This is a genomic window from Enterobacter sp. ECC_219_Taxon_10, assembly GCF_058354905.1.
Map to the genome: position 1 here is coordinate 4,202,718 of NZ_CM178005.1, position 18,437 is coordinate 4,221,154.

The 18,437-nt window shown below is 59.8% G+C and carries 17 protein-coding genes; 9 read left to right on the forward strand and 8 right to left on the reverse strand.

All coding sequences use genetic code 11. The features are described from left to right. Positions 1-37: 37 nt before the first annotated feature. Positions 38-1,009 carry a WaaS/CpsH family glycosyltransferase gene (locus AC4ICF_RS19965; protein WP_316379888.1) on the forward strand — a complete coding sequence of 324 codons (972 nt, stop codon included), beginning with the start codon at positions 38-40 and terminating at the stop codon, positions 1,007-1,009. 39 nt (positions 1,010-1,048) lie between these two features. On the opposite strand, the gene AC4ICF_RS19970 is transcribed toward AC4ICF_RS19965, so the two are convergent. Then, entirely contained in the window at positions 1,049-1,651 is a 603-nt protein-coding gene (locus AC4ICF_RS19970) for a helix-turn-helix domain-containing protein (protein ID WP_316379887.1), read from the reverse strand. 42 nt (positions 1,652-1,693) lie between these two features. Here AC4ICF_RS19970 and AC4ICF_RS19975 point away from each other — a divergent pair, with 42 nt between their 5' ends. Continuing rightward, complete coding sequence (locus AC4ICF_RS19975) at positions 1,694-2,380, forward strand: B3/B4 domain-containing protein (protein WP_316379886.1); 687 nt, start codon at positions 1,694-1,696, stop codon at positions 2,378-2,380. A 12-nt stretch (positions 2,381-2,392) separates the two neighbouring features. Beyond that, a complete protein-coding gene (locus tag AC4ICF_RS19980) occupies positions 2,393-3,241 on the forward strand; it encodes a dihydrodipicolinate synthase family protein (RefSeq protein ID WP_316379885.1) in 849 nt (282 codons plus the stop codon). Positions 3,242-3,280: 39 nt separating this feature from the next. Here AC4ICF_RS19980 and lsrG read toward each other — a convergent pair whose 3' ends face one another. The 6 genes from lsrG to lsrA are packed head-to-tail and all read right to left on the reverse strand — an operon-like array spanning position 3,281 to position 8,966. Next, a complete protein-coding gene (gene lsrG / locus AC4ICF_RS19985; RefSeq protein ID WP_044597614.1) occupies positions 3,281-3,574 on the reverse strand; it encodes a (4S)-4-hydroxy-5-phosphonooxypentane-2,3-dione isomerase in 294 nt (97 codons plus the stop codon). Then, positions 3,571-4,458: a 3-hydroxy-5-phosphonooxypentane-2,4-dione thiolase gene (gene lsrF, locus AC4ICF_RS19990; protein ID WP_316379884.1), complete on the reverse strand. Its 888-nt coding sequence runs from the start codon at positions 4,456-4,458 to the stop codon at positions 3,571-3,573. The genes lsrG and lsrF overlap by 4 nt, the downstream gene beginning before the upstream one ends. Before the next feature lie 11 nt (positions 4,459-4,469). Further along, complete coding sequence (lsrB, locus tag AC4ICF_RS19995; RefSeq protein WP_116342159.1) at positions 4,470-5,471, reverse strand: autoinducer 2 ABC transporter substrate-binding protein LsrB; 1,002 nt, start codon at positions 5,469-5,471, stop codon at positions 4,470-4,472. Between the two features lies 1 nt (position 5,472). Then, positions 5,473-6,450 (reverse strand): autoinducer 2 ABC transporter permease LsrD, encoded by a 978-nt coding sequence (gene lsrD / locus AC4ICF_RS20000; protein ID WP_116342161.1) that lies wholly within the window; start codon positions 6,448-6,450, stop codon positions 5,473-5,475. Then, positions 6,451-7,482, reverse strand: coding sequence for an autoinducer 2 ABC transporter permease LsrC (gene lsrC, locus AC4ICF_RS20005; protein ID WP_116342164.1), 1,032 nt, complete (start codon positions 7,480-7,482; stop codon positions 6,451-6,453). It abuts the gene before it with no gap. Next, positions 7,479-8,966, reverse strand: a complete 1,488-nt coding sequence (lsrA, locus tag AC4ICF_RS20010) for an autoinducer 2 ABC transporter ATP-binding protein LsrA (protein ID WP_316379975.1) — start codon at positions 8,964-8,966, stop codon at positions 7,479-7,481. Before lsrA ends, lsrC begins: the two co-directional genes overlap by 4 nt. Positions 8,967-9,181: 215 nt before the next feature. Here lsrA and lsrR point away from each other — a divergent pair, with 215 nt between their 5' ends. The 3 genes from lsrR (at position 9,182) to AC4ICF_RS20025 (ending at position 14,009) form a co-directional block, all read left to right on the forward strand. After that, a complete protein-coding gene (gene lsrR / locus AC4ICF_RS20015) occupies positions 9,182-10,150 on the forward strand; it encodes a transcriptional regulator LsrR (protein WP_023309277.1) in 969 nt (322 codons plus the stop codon). 34 nt (positions 10,151-10,184) lie between these two features. Then, on the forward strand, positions 10,185-11,813 hold the full coding sequence (gene lsrK, locus AC4ICF_RS20020; RefSeq protein ID WP_316379883.1) for an autoinducer-2 kinase: 1,629 nt from the start codon (positions 10,185-10,187) through the stop codon (positions 11,811-11,813). Between the two features lie 174 nt (positions 11,814-11,987). Then, positions 11,988-14,009, forward strand: a complete 2,022-nt coding sequence (locus AC4ICF_RS20025) for an oxidoreductase (RefSeq protein ID WP_316379882.1) — start codon at positions 11,988-11,990, stop codon at positions 14,007-14,009. Here AC4ICF_RS20025 and rlmG read toward each other — a convergent pair. After that, entirely contained in the window at positions 14,006-15,142 is a 1,137-nt protein-coding gene (gene rlmG / locus AC4ICF_RS20030; protein ID WP_316379881.1) for a 23S rRNA (guanine(1835)-N(2))-methyltransferase RlmG, read from the reverse strand. The two genes, AC4ICF_RS20025 and rlmG, sit on opposite strands and share 4 nt — an antisense overlap. Before the next feature lie 83 nt (positions 15,143-15,225). On the opposite strand from rlmG, the gene AC4ICF_RS20035 reads away from it, so the two are divergent. The 3 genes from AC4ICF_RS20035 to AC4ICF_RS20045 all read left to right on the forward strand — a co-directional run bounded on the left by AC4ICF_RS20035 (position 15,226) and on the right by AC4ICF_RS20045 (position 18,018). Then, on the forward strand, positions 15,226-15,729 hold the full coding sequence (locus AC4ICF_RS20035; RefSeq protein WP_233002746.1) for a YgjP-like metallopeptidase domain-containing protein: 504 nt from the start codon (positions 15,226-15,228) through the stop codon (positions 15,727-15,729). A gap of 70 nt (positions 15,730-15,799) precedes the next feature. Beyond that, positions 15,800-16,798 carry a Gfo/Idh/MocA family protein gene (locus AC4ICF_RS20040; protein WP_316379880.1) on the forward strand — a complete coding sequence of 333 codons (999 nt, stop codon included), beginning with the start codon at positions 15,800-15,802 and terminating at the stop codon, positions 16,796-16,798. A 251-nt stretch (positions 16,799-17,049) separates the two neighbouring features. Continuing rightward, a complete protein-coding gene (locus tag AC4ICF_RS20045; protein WP_116342180.1) occupies positions 17,050-18,018 on the forward strand; it encodes a TerC family protein in 969 nt (322 codons plus the stop codon). Positions 18,019-18,437 lie beyond the last annotated feature (419 nt).

Sequence of the window (18,437 nt, forward strand, 5' to 3'; positions counted from 1 at the left end):
CATCCCCTCTATATCGGCTATCTTCTCCTGAGGGACCATGCGCTATTTTTTCCTGGAATGGGTCAATCCTTTCGAAATCATGATGCTTAATTCGCTTGCTAAGGATCACCCCGTCAAGCAAATTAATCGCATTATGCGACGCTTTAAATCGATCAATGCCCTACTGCCAGGCCAGGCGTTAAAAAAATGGCATAAGCGCGCGCACTGTGCCGTTAAATTATCGGCAATAAAACCCGATGATATTGTGATTTGTAATGGGTATAGCGTTTTTCCGTTCCTGGATTATGTCGCCAGCATGCCGTGTAAAAAAGTTTTGATTCTGCGCGACTCCGTGGATGCCCTGACGCGCAAACGTCGTCTTCTTGGACAACTGGCGCAGGATGCGTATTACATCGACACCGTTCGCCCCTTCTTTGATGCTATTTATAGCTTTGATCCTGCTGATTGCGAGCGCTATGATCTGCATGCGATTGAGCAGTTTTTGCCTTTTAGCTGGCAAGAAATTCAGCAATTTCAAAATGAGAGCGCAACTGAAAATAAAAGCTGCTTTTTTGTCGGCGGCTATGAACCCATTCGTGCAGAAGTTCTTCGCACACTCACACCGGTGCTCGAAAATAGCGGTTATAAGACAGATTTTTATCTGCTGGATAAGTACAATAATCAGGATAACTACCCCGATAATTGCCAGAATAAAAAACTCAGCTATCTGGACAATATAGATAAAGCCAAACGCTGTTCAGTTATGCTGGAAATAAACAAACCTGAGCAAAATGGATTAACGCTTCGCGCGCTGGAAGCTTTGGTTCTGAACAGGAAGCTTATCACCACCAATGCGTCGATTAAGACGATGGCGCTTTACGATCCCGCCCGTATTTTTATTTATAACGGTGTCGATACCGAGGGTCTGGACGCCTTTCTTCAAAGCGACCTGCCTGAGAGGGATGAGAAACTCCTCAGACAGTACTGTGCAGACAGTCTGCTTGCTACGTTGCAAAAGCATCATTCCTGAAAGGAGCTCGCCCGTTAGAATCCCCTACCGGACTGCTTTTTAACGGTGAAACTCCGCCACGGTCATGGTGAAACGAAGCACGGCATCGCCTTCATTCGCATAGCCGTGTGCGGCTTCGGTTTTCGCCACCGCCGATGCGCCTGCATTAACCTGCGTCACCGTCTCGTCCACCGTCAGCGTCAACACGCCTTCGTTCACGTGCAACAGCTCAAAGGTTCCCGACGGATGCCCTGTCGAGGTGAAATACTCCCCCGGATGCATCTCCCACTGCCATAACTCAATCATATCCGGGCCCGCAGTGCCTGCCAGCAGCCTGGCGTAACCGCCCTGTTCGCCCTGCCACAACACCGGAATCACCGCTTCTTCGATAACGTGCACCAGCGGCTCGCTGGAGACATTGACGATATCCGCCACGGAGATGCCTAGCGCGGCGGCCAGCTTGCACAGGATGGCGATGCTAGGGTTGGCTGCGCCCTTTTCGATCTCCACCAGCATCCCTTTGCTGACGCTGGCCCGGCGGGACAGCTCGTCCAGCGACAGCTTTTTCTCTTTCCGCCAGTTGCGGATGCGGTTCGCCACGGCCAGGCTTACCTGGGCAACATCAGCACCCTGCGCAGTCATTATATTGACTTTATCAGTCATTGGTCACTACCATGGTATAAAACAGTCAATACAGGATTATTTATGTCTCTCGTTACGCCGTCAATAGACTCACGTCTTGCCGGGATTGCCCCGGGCTTTCGGGCACTGAGCATTCTGGTTGAAGCTGCGCCGATTACCCACCCGGAGGTTGCGCCCGCCGCGCTGGCGCAGGCCTGCCGGCAGGTGTTGAATGATGATGTGCCATGGGCTGATGCACACCTTTCAGACTGGGATGAGGTGTTTAAAGCCTTCGGTGCGAAGCCGAAACGCACGCCCTGTTCGGCCTCTGCCCTGCGCAAGCGGGTACTGAAAGACGGTTCGCTGCCGTCGCTGGATCCGGTCGTGGATATCTATAACGCGGTGAGCATTCGCTATGCCATTCCGGTGGGTGGGGAAAATCTCGCGGCGTACTCGGGTGCGCCCCGTCTGACGCTGGCCGACGGCAGCGAGCCGTTTGATACCTTCAAAGAGGGACTGCCGGTGGTGGAACATCCGGAACCGGGTGAGGTTATCTGGCGCGACGACCTCGGCGTCACCTGCCGCCGCTGGAACTGGCGCCAGGGGATACGGACGCGTCTGGACAGTCAGGCGCAATCCATGTGGTTTATTCTTGAAAGCCTGCCGTCGATGCCGCTTGCGGCACTGGAAGAGGCAGGAGAGGAGCTGGTCAACAACCTGCAGCAGCTGATGCCGGGAGCCACGGCTCAGGTCCAGCTGCTGACGCTGTAAGAGGACAACAAGGTGTTTCACGGATTAAGCGCGTTTCCGTTAACGCCCCTGAAAAATAAGATGTTTGACGAGCAGTCCTTCATCAATCTTCTGCGCCCCGTGGTCGACGCAGGCGTGGATTCACTGGGCATTTTGGGCTCAACGGGAAGTTATGCCTATCTGACCATTGAAGAGCGCGGCCGAATCACGCGCTGCGCGGTGGAGCATGCTGGTGACGTTCCGGTCATCGTCAGCATCGGCGCACTTAGGCTGGACGATATTCTGCGTCTGGCTGACGACGCGCAAGCGGCAGGTGCATCTGGCGTGCTGATGGCACCCGTGTCGTACCAGCGATTAACGGAAGATGAAGCGTTTAATCTCTATGAAACGGTGACTCGCCAGCTCTCCGTACCGCTGTGTATTTACGATAATCCCGCCACGACCGGTTTTGCGTTTAGCGATGAATTGTTATTTGCTACCGCGGCCCTGCCGAATGTGGGCTCCATTAAGCTTGGCCGCGTGCCGGAGGAGCTGTCGCAGGTACGCGCTCGTCTTCCTGATACCGTCACGCTGGGCATTGCCGGCGACTGGCGGGCAGCATCTGCCCTGCAGGCCGGGTTTGACGTCTGGTATTCGGTCATCGGCGGGTTGTTTCCGCAAACAGCGCTGGCGATTGCGCGTTCGAAAGAGGCGGCGCAATCCGAGCGGCTGGAGCCGCTGTGGGAATTGTTCCGTCGTTACGGCAGCTTACGGGTGGTGGCAGCAGCGGCAGAAATGCTGGGGAAAGTTGAAACACCCGCGCTCCCCTTCCCGCTTCAGGCTATTCAGGGTGAGCCGCGCGAAGCGCTTGCTGCGATTCTTGCGGAGCTGAAGCTGGCCTGAACAACGCCGGGTGGCGCTTGCGCTTACCCGGCATGACCGCTACTCCGGCAACAGCCCCACAAAACTGCGTTTTTTGCGCGGCTCCGACATCAGCTCCTCAAGCTTATCCACGCATGCCAGATAGTGCGGCGTTTGCTTGTGCGCCAGCACCGCCTCTTCGTCTTTATAGGCTTCGTAGATAAAGAACCGGGTTTTCACCCTTGGATCCTGCAAGACGTCAAAGCGCAGGTTCCCCGGCTCCCTGATTGCCCCCTCGTGGTTGGCGCGAAACACCTCCAGAAACTCGTCCACGCGCTCGGGTTTGATGTTGATCTCCACTAACGTCACGTTCATTTCGCTTCTCCCTGTTTCTCTTCCTGCCAGAACTGGAACGCGTCACGGGCGTTCCAGCTCTCGTGAACCACTTTCTTCACCGCCTTCAGCATGGCGAGCGGCGCGCTGGACTGGAAGATATTGCGCCCCATGTCCACGCCGGACGCGCCCTGGTCGATCGCCCGCCAGCACATCTCCAGCGCCTCGTGCTCCGGCAGCTTTTTGCCCCCGGCGATGACGATCGGCACCGGGCAACTGGCGGTCACTTTTTCAAAGCCCTCGTCCACGTAATAGGTTTTGACGAACTGCGCCCCCATTTCGGCGGCGATGCGGCTGGCGAGCGAGAAATAGCGCGCGTCACGCGCCATCTCTTTGCCGACGCCCGTCACCGCAAGCGTCGGCATGCCGTAGCGCGCGCCCGCGTCTACCAGCTTGATGATATTGTTGATCGACTGGTGCTCAAACGGGCTTCCGATGTACACCTGCGCCGCCACGGCGCAGACGTTCAGGCGCAGGGCATCCTCCATCGCCACCGCCACGCACTCGTTGGACAGTTCGCCCAGAATCGAATTACCGCCGGAGGCGCGCAGCACCACCGGTTTGTTCGTCGCGGCGGGCACCTGGCTTCTCAGGATTCCGCGGGTGCACATCAGCACGTCGGTTTCACCAAACAGCGGCGCGATAGAGAGGTCGATACGCTCAAGGCCGGTGGTCGGCCCCTGAAAATAGCCGTGGTCGAAGGCCAGCATCACCGTGCGGTTGCTTTGCGGGTTGAAGATGCGTGAAAGCCGGGACTGCATGCCCCAGTCCAGCGAGCCGCAGCCTTTCAGCGTGAACGGTACATTCTGCTGCGGCGTGCCGATGCCAAAATCCTTGCCGTCTTTGATGTCGTCTAAATCAGCCATTTGCTCCCCCGTCAGAAATCGTATTTATTGATGTTCTCTTTAGTGAACACCACGCGCTCCGGCAGTAGCACGATGCCGTTGCCCTTCGCCTCATACTGGTAGCCCTGCACGCTGTTCGGCTCGACCTTCAGCGCGCCGATATCTTTTACGTCCACGCTGTCGCCGACGTTAAGATCGCCTTTTTTCAGCAGGCGATCGGCGACATTGACCGCAATTTTGCCCTGTTGCACCACATCCCACAGGCCGAAGGCCTTCACCGTGCCGCGCTCAACGTAAGGGCGCATCACGTTCGGCGTGCTGAAGCCGACAATCGCCACCCCTTCGCGCTTCAGGTTTTCCGCCGCCTGTGCCGCTGCCGGCAGCGCGTTGGCGTCCGGGGCAATGATCGCATCCAGATCCGGATACGCTTTTAAGATCCCTTCAGCGGTTTGCAGGGATTTAGTGGCGTCGTTATAGCCAAACTGGGTGGTGACGATCTGCCACTGCGGGTGATCTTTCTCGATTTTGGCTTTCGCCTCTTTCACCCACTGGTTCTGGTCGGTAACGGTGGGGCTTGAGTAGAAGAACGCCACTTTAGCGTTCGGTTTGGTAACCTGCTTGCCCGCCATCTCCACCAGCAGGCCGCCAAGCTGCTCCGGCGTCCCCTGATTGATGTAGATGCTGCGGCACTCCGGCTTAGTGTCGGAATCCCAGGTCAGGACCTTGACGCCGCGCTGCATCGCGCGCTTCAGCGCCGGGCAGAGGCCGTCCGGCGACACGGCGGAGACGATAATGGCGTTATAGCCCTGGTTAACGAAGTTATTGATGAGCTGCACCTGGCCGGAGACGCTCGGCTCGGTTGGGCCGTCGTAGGTCACGTCCACGCCGAGGTCTTTCCCCGCCTCTTTTGCTCCGTTACCGCCGCTGGTGAAGAAGCCCACGCCTACCAGCTTCGGGATAAAGGCAATGCGGTCCGCCGCCTGCGCCGAGGCGAAGCTGAGGGCCATTGCCAGGACAAACAGTTTTGTTTTCATCTTACGCTCCGGATAGTTTTCTGAAGAGAGAACGCACCCACTCGCGGTGCAGACTCAGCGAACGTCCCATCACCACCACAACCAGCAGCGCCCCTGACAGCGCGCTCGACACCTGGTTAGGGATGCCGACCATCTGTAAACCTTGCTGCAGGTAGCCCACCAGCAGCGCCGCCAGCGCCGTACCGACAACCGAACCTGAACCGCCATAGATATTGGCCCCGCCGAGCACGGCGGCGGTCAGCGCGGGCATGAGCAAATCGCGCCCCAGATCCGAACGCGCAGAGCCGAAATAGGAGACCATCACCAGCGCGGCAATCGCCGAGGCCACGCCCACCAGACCGTACAGCGCGTAGGGCATGCCGTTCACCGACAGCGCCGCATAGCGCGCCGCGCGCGGGTTCTGGCCGATTAAAAACAGATGTCGGCCAAAGCGCCCCCGGTGGGTAATCAGCCAGAAGAAGGCGGTAATCACCGCGAACAGCACCAGCGGGATCGGCAGACCCAGCACCGTGAGGTTAGCGAACGCCGTGAAGCTGTCCGGGAAGCCGCCGATGCCCTCATAGCCCGTCGCCCCCGCCATGCCGGAGAGCAGCAGCGCGCCGCCGCCGTAGAGGTAGAGCGTGCCGAGGGTGATAACCAGCGGGCTGATGCCGGTGTAGTGAATAAGCGCGGCATTAAATAATCCGCACAGCAGGCCGAGCAGCAGCGTCAGCGGAACAGCGACCGCCATCGGCCACCCCGCCTGCATCATCACGCCCAGCGCGATGGCGCACAGGCCGATGGTCGAGCCGAGGGAGATGTCGATCCCGCCGCTGATGATCACAAGCGTGAGCGGCAGCGCCACGATGCCGATGCAGATAAAGTCGCTGGTGCTGAACAGCAGCATGTTGACGTCGAGCATGCGCGGGTTGATGGCGCCAAAGAGCAGGATCTCCAGCACCAGTAAAATCAGCAGCGCGCTTTCCCAGTTAAGCCTCATTTACGCCACCTCTTTTTTGCGTTTGGGAAACGGGGTGACATGCTTTCCCCCTTTGTTACCCGGCTGGAAGCGACCGTACTTCAGCGCCCGCTGATGACGCGCCAGCGCCTGGCGCAGGCGCCCGTCGAGCACCAGCACGCCCAGCAGCACCAGCCCGGCGATAAAGTCGTTCCACCACGCCGGGAGCCTGAACAGCACCAGCACGGTGTCGATTTGGGTCAGGAAGAAGGCCCCGAGCAGCGCGCCAACCAGCGTGCCCGTGCCGCCCAGCAGCGAAATGCCGCCGAGCACGCAGGCGGCGATGGCCTTCATCTCCAGCCCGCTGCCGGTCTGGTTGGGTACAAAGCCAATCTGCGCGGCAAAGACGATCCCGGCGCATGCCGCCAGCATGCCGTTCAGGGTAAAGGCGATCATGCGGGTGCGGTTCACCGCCACGCCCAGTTGGCGCGCGGCGGCGAGGTTATCCCCCACCGCGTAAAAATCACGCCCGAACGCGGTACGCGACAGCGTCCACGCGCCCGCGGCCGCGACGATCAATACCAGCATGCCGAGCGGCGAAATGCCGATGGCGGCTGGCTCAGAGAGGGATTTCAGCCCCGGCGGCAGCCCTTCAATCCACTTTCCGCCGGTCCAGAGCAGCATCGCCCCGCGGTACAGCCCCAGCGTACCGAGGGTGGCGACAATCGCCGGGATGCGCAGCCCCACCACCAGAAACCCGTTAAACGCCCCGGCCAGCGCGCCAGTCGACAACGCGAAAAGAATGGAAACCGGCAGGCTGTAGCCGCTATTCAGCGCCACGCCGACGGCAATGGCGGACAGCCCGACGATGGAGCCGACGGACACGTCGATATTGCGCGTCAGCATCACCAGCGCGGCACCGATGGCCAGCAGGATCAGGATCTGCGAGCTGGCGAAGATCATCCCCAGCGTCTGTAAACTCAGGTAGGACGGGTTCAGCGCCACCAGCACGGCGAACAGCGCCAGAATGGCGAGAAATGCGCTCAGCTCGCGGTTTTTGAGTAAGGTCTTCATGATTGTCCTCCAAACGCCAGCGCCATCATCTTGTCGAGGCTGACGGCGTGGCGCGGCAGCTCGCCGCTGAGTACCCCCTGATGCATCACCAGCACGCGATCCGCGAGGCCCGGAAACTCGTCGAGATCGCTTGAGATCATCAGCACCGCCACGTTCTGCGCCGCCACGCTTTTAATGAGCTGGTAGATGTCGGCGCGCGCCGAGACGTCCACACCGCGCGTCGGTTCATCGACGATCAGCAGTAAAGGGTTGGCCTCGAGACAGCGCGCCAGCAGTACCTTCTGCTGGTTTCCGCCAGAGAGCGTGCGCACGGTTTGATCCGCATGGTTGAGCTTGATCCCCAGCGCCCGGTGGTAGCGCTCCACCACCGCCGACTCCCGCTTGCGCTGCTGCCAGAGAGACGGCTCGTTCAGCGCCACCGTGTTCCAGCGGATCGGCGCGTCGAGGAACAGGCCGGACACCTGCCTGTCTTCCGGCAGGTAGACCAGCCCTTTGTCCAGACGTGAACTTACCGGCTCGCCTGTAATATCCTGATTCTCCAGCCAGACGCGGCCCCCGCGTACTGGCCGCAGGCCGTAAAGCGTTTCCGCAAACTCGGTGCGCCCGGAGCCCACCAGCCCGGCCAGGCCGACGATCTCCCCGGCGTAGATCTCAAGGCTGAGATCGATAAACCCTTCTCCGGTAAGATCCTCCACCCGCAGCACCGGAAAATCCTGCGGCTGGGTGCGGCGGTTGCCCGGCAGCGCCAGCCACAGCTTTTGCGTATCGCTGAGAGATTTCTCCCGGCTGACCGGCGTCATGGCGGCGATCAGGGCGCCATCGTCAAACTGCGCGGTTTCGCCGCTCAGCACCACCGCACCGTCGCGCATCACCGAGACGTGGCTCGAAAGCATGCGAATTTCCGGCAGCTTGTGCGAGATAAAGACGATCCCGACGCCAAGATCCTGCAGGGCGCGGATCTGGCGAAACAGCCGTTCGGTTTCGCCGGGTGTGAGGGAGGCCGTAGGTTCGTCGAGGATCAGGATCCTCGCGTTGCGCATCAGCCCGCGCAGGATCTCCACCATCTGCTGATCCGCCACCTCCAGGGTGCTGGCGGCGGCATCAAGGTTAAGCTGGCACTGCAGCTGCTGGAGTTTCTCCGCCAGCCGCTTTTCCAGATCGCGCTCACGCGGCAGGCGGAACAGGATGTTTTCCCGCACCGTCAGGTTGGGGAACAGCAGCGGCTCCTGCGGCACCAGATAAATGCCTAACCTGTGCGCCTGTACGGGCGTGAGCCGCGCATATGACTGCCCCTCGACAGAAAGTTCACCGCTGTCCGGCGTTTCGACCCCGGCGATGATCTTCATCAGCGTCGATTTTCCCGCGCCGTTTCCGCCCATCAGCGCGTGTACCTGCCCCTCAAGCAGCGTGAAATCAATGCCTTTAAGAACCGGCACGCCTGAGAACTGCTTGCTGATATTCCGCGCGTCGAGAAGTGAGGTCATCATCGCTCCGCTATTGAACAAATGATTTTTAGATTTAATAATGTTCAAAAGCGTAGACGGTGAACTATATTTACAACCGTGCAGGGATCACAGTTTTATCGATTGAGATACAGATAAACCAGAAACGATCGAAATGATCCGTTTTGTCGCGTGGCTCACACTTTCCCTCCGCGCCATCACGAACATATGATCTAAATTTTTATAAGAGTTCAACTATGAGCGATAAACGCACTGCGGAAGAAGGACGGTTTGCCGGGCTGGCACTGGCGGAAGAGGAACTCGTGGCGCGCGTGGCCTGGTGCTACTACCACGACGGATTAACCCAGAACGACATCGGCGAGCGGCTCGGGCTGCCGCGTTTGAAGATCTCCCGCCTGCTGGAGAAGGGCCGGCAGTCCGGGGTGATCCGCGTGCAGATCAACTCCCGCTACGAGGGCTGCCTGTCGCTGGAGACCGAGCTACAGCAGCGCTTTGGCCTGAAGCTGGTGCGCGTGATGCCCGCGTTAAATACGCCGCCGATGAACGTGCGGCTGGGCATAGGCGCGGCGCAGTCCTTGATGGGCGTGCTGGAGCCCGGCCAGCTGCTGGCGGTGGGGTTTGGTGAAACCACCATGAGCAGCCTGCAGCACCTGAGCGGCTTTATCAGCTCGCAGCAGATCCGCCTGGTGACGCTCTCCGGCGGCGTCGGGCCGTATATGACCGGCATCGGCCAGCTGGACGCGGCCTGCAGCGTCAGCATGATCCCCGCCCCGCTTCGCGTGTCATCCGCCGAGGTGGCCGGGATCTTAAAACGCGAGACCAGCGTGCGGGACGTGATCCTCGCCGCCACCGCCGCCGACGTGGCGGTGGTCGGCATTGGTTCGGTGAACCAGCGCCGTGACGCCACCATACTGCGCTCCGGCTATATCAGCGAAGGTGAACAGCTGATGTATGCCCGCAAAGGCGCGGTCGGCGATATTCTCGGCTATTTCCTCAATGCCGAGGGCGAATGCGTTGAGGAGCTGGAGATCCATAAAGAATTACTGGGCGTCACGCTCGATGAACTGGCGCAGCTGCCCACCATCGTTGGCGTGGCCGGAGGGGAAGAGAAAGCCGATGCGATTTATGCCGCACTGAAGGGCCGCCGTATCAATGGCCTGGTGACGGAGGAGACGACAGCCCGCGCGGTGCTGGCCCTGACGTAACGGGGTTGCCCTGCGCTAACAACGAGGCAAGCTCATGAGTTACCTTTTAGCGTTAGATGCAGGGACAGGCAGCGTTCGCGCCGTGATTTTCGATTTAAAGGGCAACCAGATTGCCGTCGGCCAGGCCGAGTGGAAGCACCTGAGCGTGGAGAACGTGCCGGGGTCGATGGAGTTCGACCTCGAAACCAACTGGCAGCTGGCCTGCCGGTGCATTCATCAGGCGCTGGAGCGTGCGCGCCTGAGCGCGGCGGACATTCAGTCCGTCGCCTGCTGCTCGATGCGCGAAGGGATCGTGCTGTACGACCGCAACGGCGAGGCCATCTGGGCCTGCGCCAACGTCGACGCCCGCGCCAGCCGCGAGGTGGCCGAACTCAAAGAGATCCACGATTACCGTTTTGAATCCGAAGTGTATGACGTCTCAGGGCAAACGCTGGCGCTGAGCGCCATGCCGCGCCTGCTGTGGCTGGCGCACCACCGTCCGGATATTTATCGCAAGGCCGCGACTATCACCATGATCAGCGACTGGCTGGCGGCGAAGCTCTCCGGCGAGCTGGCGGTCGACCCGTCTAACGCGGGCACGACGGGCATGCTGGATCTCTTCTCCCGCGACTGGCGTCCGGCTCTGCTCGACATGGCCGGCCTGCGCGCCGATATCCTCTCCCCGGTGAAAGAGACCGGCACCGTGCTGGGCGCTGTCACCAGAGAGGCCGCGCAGCAGAGCGGCCTGCGCGAGGGCACCCCGGTGGTGATGGGCGGCGGCGACGTGCAGTTGGGCTGTCTGGGGCTGGGCGTAGTTCGCGCCGGGCAAACCGCGGTGCTGGGCGGCACCTTCTGGCAGCAGGTGGTGAACCTGCCGCAGGTGCGCACCGACCCCGAGATGAACATCCGCGTGAACCCGCACGTGATTCCCGGCATGGCGCAGGCGGAGTCGATCAGCTTCTTTACCGGGCTGACCATGCGCTGGTTCCGCGACGCCTTCTGCGCGGAGGAGAAGCTGATTGCCGAGCGGATGGGGATGGACACCTATTCCCTGCTGGAAGAGATGGCGAGCCGCGTACCGGCGGGCTCCCACGGGGTGATGCCGATCTTCTCCGACGCGATGCATTTCAAGCAGTGGTACCACGCCGCGCCGTCGTTTATCAACCTCTCCATCGACCCGGAAAAGTGCAACAAAGCGACGCTGTTCCGTGCCCTTGAAGAGAACGCGGCGATCGTCTCGGCCTGCAACCTGGCGCAGATCTCTCGCTTCTCCGGCGTGACATTTGAGAGCCTGGTGTTTGCAGGCGGCGGTTCCAAAGGCGCCCTGTGGAGCCAGATCTTAAGCGACGTCACCGGGCTGCCGGTGCGCGTGCCGGAAGTGAAAGAGGCGACGGCGCTCGGCTGCGCGATAGCGGCAGGGGCTGGCGCGGGGCTGTTTGCGGATATGGCCTCGACGGGCGAACGGCTGGTGAAGTGGAGCCGCGAGTTCACGCCAAACCCGCAGCATCGCGAGCTGTACGACGGCATGATGCAGAAATGGCAGGCGGTGTACGCGGACCAGCTTGGGTTGGTGGACAGCGGGCTGACGACGTCGATGTGGCAGGCTCCGGGGTTAGTAAAAACCCACACCCCTCACCCTGCCCCTCTCCCCAAAGGGGAGAGGGAAAAAACCAGATCGAGCTGATTCTTTAAGACCGCGCCGGACAGTCCCCTCTCCCCTCCGGGGAGAGGGTTAGGGTGAGGGGCATTATTTGAATCCCATCACAATCACCGCATTCCCCTTTTCCCTTTTACTCCCCGCTGGCTAAATTAGTAACTCATCCGACCACATAACAATAATTTTACACTGGAAGAGACTATGAGCCGCTACCCGTCGTTATTCGCCCCTCTCGATCTGGGGTTCACCACACTCAAAAACCGCGTGTTGATGGGGTCGATGCACACCGGGCTGGAGGAGCATCCGGACGGGGCCGAGCGTCTGGCAGCCTTCTATGCCGAGCGCGCCCGCCACGGGGTGGCGCTGATTGTCACCGGCGGCGTGGCCCCTGCGCCTTCCGGCGTGGGCATGGAGGGCGGCGCGGTCCTGAACGATGCGTCACAGCTGCCGCACCACCGCATTGTGACCGACGCGGTACACCGCGAGGGCGGTAAAATCGCCCTGCAAATCCTGCACACCGGACGCTACAGCTATCAGCCGAACCTGGTCGCGCCGTCGGCTCTTCAGGCGCCGATTAACCGTTTTAAACCTCATGCCCTGACCCACGACGAGATCCTGGCGCTAATCGACGACTTCGCCCGCTGCGCGGCGCTGGCGCGCGAGGCGGGCTACGACGGCGTTGAGGTGATGGGTTCAGAAGGCTACCTGATCAACGAGTTCCTCGCCGCCCGCACCAACCAGCGCGACGACGAATGGGGCGGCGACTATGCCCGCCGGATGCGCTTTGCCGTGGAGGTGGTGCGCGCGGTGCGCGAACGCGCGGGCGCAGACTATATTATCATCTTCCGCCTGTCGATGCTCGACCTGGTAGAGGGCGGTGGCACGTTCGACGAAACCGTGCAGCTGGCGCAGGCGATTGAAGCAGCAGGTGCCACGATTATCAACACAGGCATCGGCTGGCACGAGGCGCGCATCCCGACCATCGCCACGCCGGTGCCGCGTGCGGCGTTCAGCTGGGTGACGCGGAAGCTGAAAGGTAAAGTGTCCGTTCCGCTGGTCACCACTAACCGCATTAACGACCCGCAGGTGGCGGACGATGTGATTTCACGCGGCGACGCCGATATGGTGTCGATGGCGCGGCCGTTCCTCGCGGATGCCGAACTGCTGTCTAAAGCACAAAGCGGCCGGGCGGATGAGATCAACACCTGCATCGGCTGTAACCAGGCCTGTCTGGATCAGATCTTCGTCGGAAAGGTCACCTCCTGTCTGGTTAACCCGCGCGCCTGTCATGAAACCAAAATGCCGGTGGTTCCGGCGGTCAATAAAAAACGCCTGGCCGTTGTGGGCGCTGGCCCCGCAGGGCTGGCGTTTGCGGTGAACGCCGCTTCGCGCGGGCACAGCGTGACGCTGTTTGATGCGCTGGCGGAGATTGGCGGTCAGTTTAATATCGCCAAACAGATCCCCGGCAAAGAAGAGTTCTATGAAACACTGCGCTACTACCGCCGGATGATCGAGCTGACGGGCGTCGAGCTGCGGCTTAACCAGTTTGTAAATGCGGCGGATCTGATCGGTTTTGACGAGGTGATCCTGGCGAGCGGGATCGTACCGCGAACGCCTGCGATCGAAGGTATCGATCATCCGAAGGTATTGAGCTATCTGGATGTATTGCGAGACAAAACGCCGGTTGGCGAGAAGGTGGCGATTATCGGCTGCGGCGGCATTGGCTTTGATACCGCCATGTATTTAAGCCAGCCGGGCGAGGCCACCAGCCAGAACATTGCCGAGTTTTGCGTAGAATGGGGCATTGATACCAGCCTGAGCCAGTCCGGCGGATTACGCCCGGAAGGGCCGCAGCTGCCGAAAAGCCCGCGCCAGATCGTGATGCTCCAGCGTAAGGCCAGCAAGCCGGGCGAAGGGCTGGGCAAAACCACGGGCTGGATCCACCGCGCCACCCTGCTCTCGCGCGGGGTGAAGATGATCCCGGCGGTGAGCTACCAGAAGATTGACGACGAGGGTCTGCACGTCACGATCGGCGGCGAGCCGCAGCTGCTGCGCGTGGATCATGTCATTTTGTGCGCCGGGCAGGAGCCAAAGCGGGATCTGGCCGATCCGCTGCGCGAGGCGGGTAAAACGGTGCATTTGATCGGCGGGTGCGACTTGGCGATGGAGCTGGATGCGCGGCGAGCCATTGCGCAGGGCACCCAGCTTGCGCTGGTTATTTAGCGACGACGTCCCAGCTTCACCGATTTCAGCACCACGAATTTGTTATTGGTGGCAATGGTGACGCAGTTGCCGAAAATCTTCTTCAGCTTGTGGAAGTAGTCCAGGTGGCGGTTCGCCACGATGTACAGCTCGCCGTTGATTTTCAGGCAGCGGCGCGCGTGGTGGAACATCTCCCACGCGACGTTATCCGTCAGGGCATGCTTCTGGTGGAACGGCGGGTTGCAGAACACCGCATTAAAGCGGAAAGGCTCTACGCCGGAGAGCGCGTTGTTGATCATAAACTCGCAGCGATCCACCGCTTCCGGCATGTTGCTTTCAACGTTCAGACGGCTGGAGGCCACCGCCATCGGCGACTCGTCGCTGAACACCACGCTGGCTTCCGGGTTTTTCGCCAGCAGCGTCAGGCCAATTACGCCGTTGCCGCAGCCCAGATCGACGATTTCCCCTTCCAGGTTTTCTGGCAGGTGCTCCATAAAGAAACGCGCCCCGATATCCAGACCGGTGCGGGAGAAAACGTTCGCATGGTTGTGGATGGTCCAGTCGGTCCCTTCCAGCTTCCAGCTCAGCGTCTCCGGCGCGTCGGCCAGCTCCGGTGCGCTGAATGTGCAGTTGATCAGGCGCGCTTTTTTCCAGGCTAGTGTCGTGGTGGTTGGGCCAAGGACCTTCTCGAACAGCTCCAGCGTCGAGGTGTGAATATCGCGCGCTTTGGCACCCGCGATGATGCGGGTTTCCGGCGTCACGACCTTACGCAGCGCGCGCAGCTGCTGCTCCAGCAGCGCCATGGTTTTTGGCACTTTAATCAGAACCACGCCCGGTGCCTGCGGGTAGTCCGCGGTGCTGTCGAGGAACTTCACGCTGGACTCGTCGAGGTCGTTATGGCGCAGGTTTTCACGCGTTGCCAGCTCGCTTAAGTAGGAATCGCCGATGCTGTAAGGCGTGTGCTCCGCAAGGGCGCAGCCGAGCGCGCCAAACGCGTCATTCAGGATCAAAACCGGGCCGCGGATTTCAGTCTCATCCAACTGCTGCAGCAGATATTCATCCGCCGCTTCCCACGCCTGAAGCGGGTTAACGTCGTCCGTTTCCGGGAAACGTTTAAGGTTGAGTGAACGGAAACCGTTGTCTAAGTGGCTCATCGGCCCTCCTGAATGGTAAAATTTGGCGTATCCCTGAAAAGGGTGCGTGAGTATACCCGTTTTATTGTCGATTTGGGGCGTTGATGAACCAACTAACTTATCTCCAGGGCTACCCGGAGCATTTACTTTCTCAGGTTCGCACCCTGATTGCCGAGCAAAAGCTCGGCGCGGTACTGGAAAAACGCTATCCCGGCACGCACGATTTCGCGACCGATAAGGCCCTCTGGCAGTATACGCAGGATCTGAAAAGCCGTTATCTGAAGAGCGCGCCGCCGATTAACAAGGTGATGTACGACAATAAGATCCACGTGCTAAAAAACGCGCTCGGCCTGCACACTGCGATTTCCCGCGTGCAGGGCGGCAAGCTGAAGGCGAAGGCCGAAATCCGCGTCGCGACGGTTTTCCGTAACGCGCCGGAAGCCTTTCTGCGGATGATCGTGGTCCATGAGCTGGCGCATCTGAAAGAGAAAGAGCACGACAAAGCGTTCTATTCCCTGTGCTGCCACATGGAGCCGCAGTACCATCAGCTGGAGTTTGACACCCGTTTGTGGCTTACGCATTTATCGTTAAATGGTAATGCGGAATAGCGCACTGGTTTTGCAATAATCCCGTGCTAAAGTGGCTTAAGGTTCCCCGCTACGGAGTACGTAAACGTTTATGATACGTTTCGCAGTCATTGGTACGAACTGGATCACGCGCCAGTTCGTCGACGCCGCCCACGAAACCGGCAAACTTAAACTCACCGCAGTTTACTCCCGCAGCCTTGAGCAGGCGCAGAGTTTTGCTAACGACTACCTCGTCGAACATCTCTTTACCTCCCTTGATGAGATGGCGCAAAGCGACGCCATTGACGCGGTCTATATCGCCAGCCCGAACTCCTTGCACTTCCCGCAAACGGCGCTGTTTCTCAGCCATAAAAAGCATGTGATCTGCGAGAAGCCGCTGGCCTCGAATATTGAGGAAGTGGAAGCGGCCATTGCGCTTGCCCGCGAAAATCAGGTGGTGCTGTTCGAAGCATTCAAAACCGCAAGCCTGCCGAATTTCCTGCTGCTGCAGCAGTCCCTGCCGAAAATTGGCAAAGTGCGTAAAGCCTTTATCAACTACTGCCAGTATTCGTCGCGCTATCAGCGCTATCTCGACGGCGAAAACCCGAATACCTTTAATCCGGCCTTCTCAAACGGCTCCATCATGGACATTGGTTTTTACTGCCTGGCCTCTGCGGTCGCGCTGTGGGGCGAGCCGCACGGCGTCACGGCCACCGCCAGCCTGCTGGAGAGCGGCGTGGATGCGCACGGTTTGGTGGTGCTGGATTACGGTGATTTTAGCGTCACCCTGCAGCACTCCAAGGTGAGCGATTCCGTGTTGCCGAGCGAAATTCAGGGCGAAGCCGGGTCACTGGTCATCGAGAAAATCTCCGAATGCCAGAAGGTGAGCTTTGTGCCGCGCGGCGGGAAAGCGCAGGAGCTGACGCAGCCTCAGCATATTAACACTATGCTCTATGAGGCAGAGGTCTTCGCGCGTCTGGTGGAAGACAACGAAGTGAATCACCCTGGCATCGCGGTTAGCCGCACCACGGCGAAGCTGCAAACGGAGATCCGCCGCCAGACCGGCGTGGTGTTCCCGGCAGACGGCGTGAGCGCGGAAGCTATCGCGTAAAGGTGTGTAATGAAACGGCGCAGACCATTGACGAAACCAATGGTCTGACATATTTTGTTACCTGCAAAGGGGAGTAACTTCTTCGCCGGTGGATCGTCATTACGATGCGTGCAAAACCGCATCCGGTCGCCGGGCAACCTTCGTGGTTGTAAGTGAGACCTTGCCGGGAGGCGAGGTCTATGCATAAAAAGCTAACGGCTATCGTCTTCTGACCATAGCCGTTTTTGTTTTTTATGTGTAAGGAAAATAGTATGCATTCTGTCGGCACTCCAATGCTGTGGGGCGGATTCGCGGTTGTCGTGCTCATCATGCTGGCGATCGACCTCTTTTTGCAGGGTCGTCGCGGCGAGCACGGCATGAGCGTCAAGCAGGCCGCCGTCTGGTCGCTGGTGTGGGTTAGCCTCTCACTCCTTTTCTGCGCCGCCTTCTGGTGGTATCTGGCCTCGACCGAAGGCCGTGCGGTGGCCGATCCTCAGGCGCTCGCCTTCCTCACCGGCTATCTGATTGAAAAAGCCCTGGCGGTTGATAACGTCTTCGTCTGGCTGATGCTGTTCAGCTACTTTGCCGTGCCTGCGGCCCTGCAGCGCCGCGTGCTGGTATACGGCGTGCTGGGTGCCATTGTCCTGCGTACCATCATGATCTTCGCCGGCAGCTGGCTGATTACCCAGTTCGAATGGCTGCTGTACGTGTTCGGCGCGTTCCTGCTGTTCACCGGGGTCAAAATGGCGCTGGCGAAAGAAGACGATACCGGTATCGGCGATAAGCCGCTGGTGAAGTGGATCCGCGGCCATCTGCGCATGACCGACAAGATCGAGAGCGAGCACTTCTTCGTGCGTAAGAACGGCCTGCTGTTTGCTACCCCGCTGCTGCTGGTGCTGATTCTGGTCGAGCTGAGCGACGTGATTTTCGCCGTAGACAGCATCCCGGCAATCTTCGCGGTGACCACCGACCCGTTCATCGTGCTGACTTCTAACCTGTTTGCGATCCTCGGTCTGCGTGCCATGTACTTCCTGCTGGCAGGCGCGGCGGAGCGCTTCTCGATGCTGAAGTACGGCCTGTCGGTGATCCTGGTGTTTATCGGTATCAAGATGCTGATCGTCGATTTCTACCACATCCCAATCGCTATCTCGCTTGGCGTGGTGTTCGGCATTCTGCTGGTGACGCTGCTTATCAATACCTGGGTTAACCGCCAGCACGATAAGAAGCAGCAGGTGGAGTAAAACGTTCGGTGCGGGCTGATGCTCTCATCCCGACCCTCTCCCACAGGGCTGAGGGATCTCCACAAATTAATGCGAGCAGTGAACAATCCCCTCGCCCCTTTGGGGAGAGGGTTAGGGTGAGGGGGAACATACGGCTCTGGTGGTCATTTCGTTCACTTTATGTTCCTTGCTACTCTGTAAGGACATGGCCGGTGAACGTGCCAGGGCGGCTCAATCGCCACCGCCCTGGCGACCCGGGCTCCCGGCGGTAAATCGCCGCTTCGCGGTGCCCTCAGCTTATTCCTTCAGGCTATCGGGTCGGGCATGAGCCTGCATCCCTGCAGGCCACGCCCTCTCGGCGCATCCGTGCGCCTCGCCCCGGCCTTACGGAAACGCCTCAGCGATTTACAGCCGGACCATAGCATCGCTGAAAGCCTTAA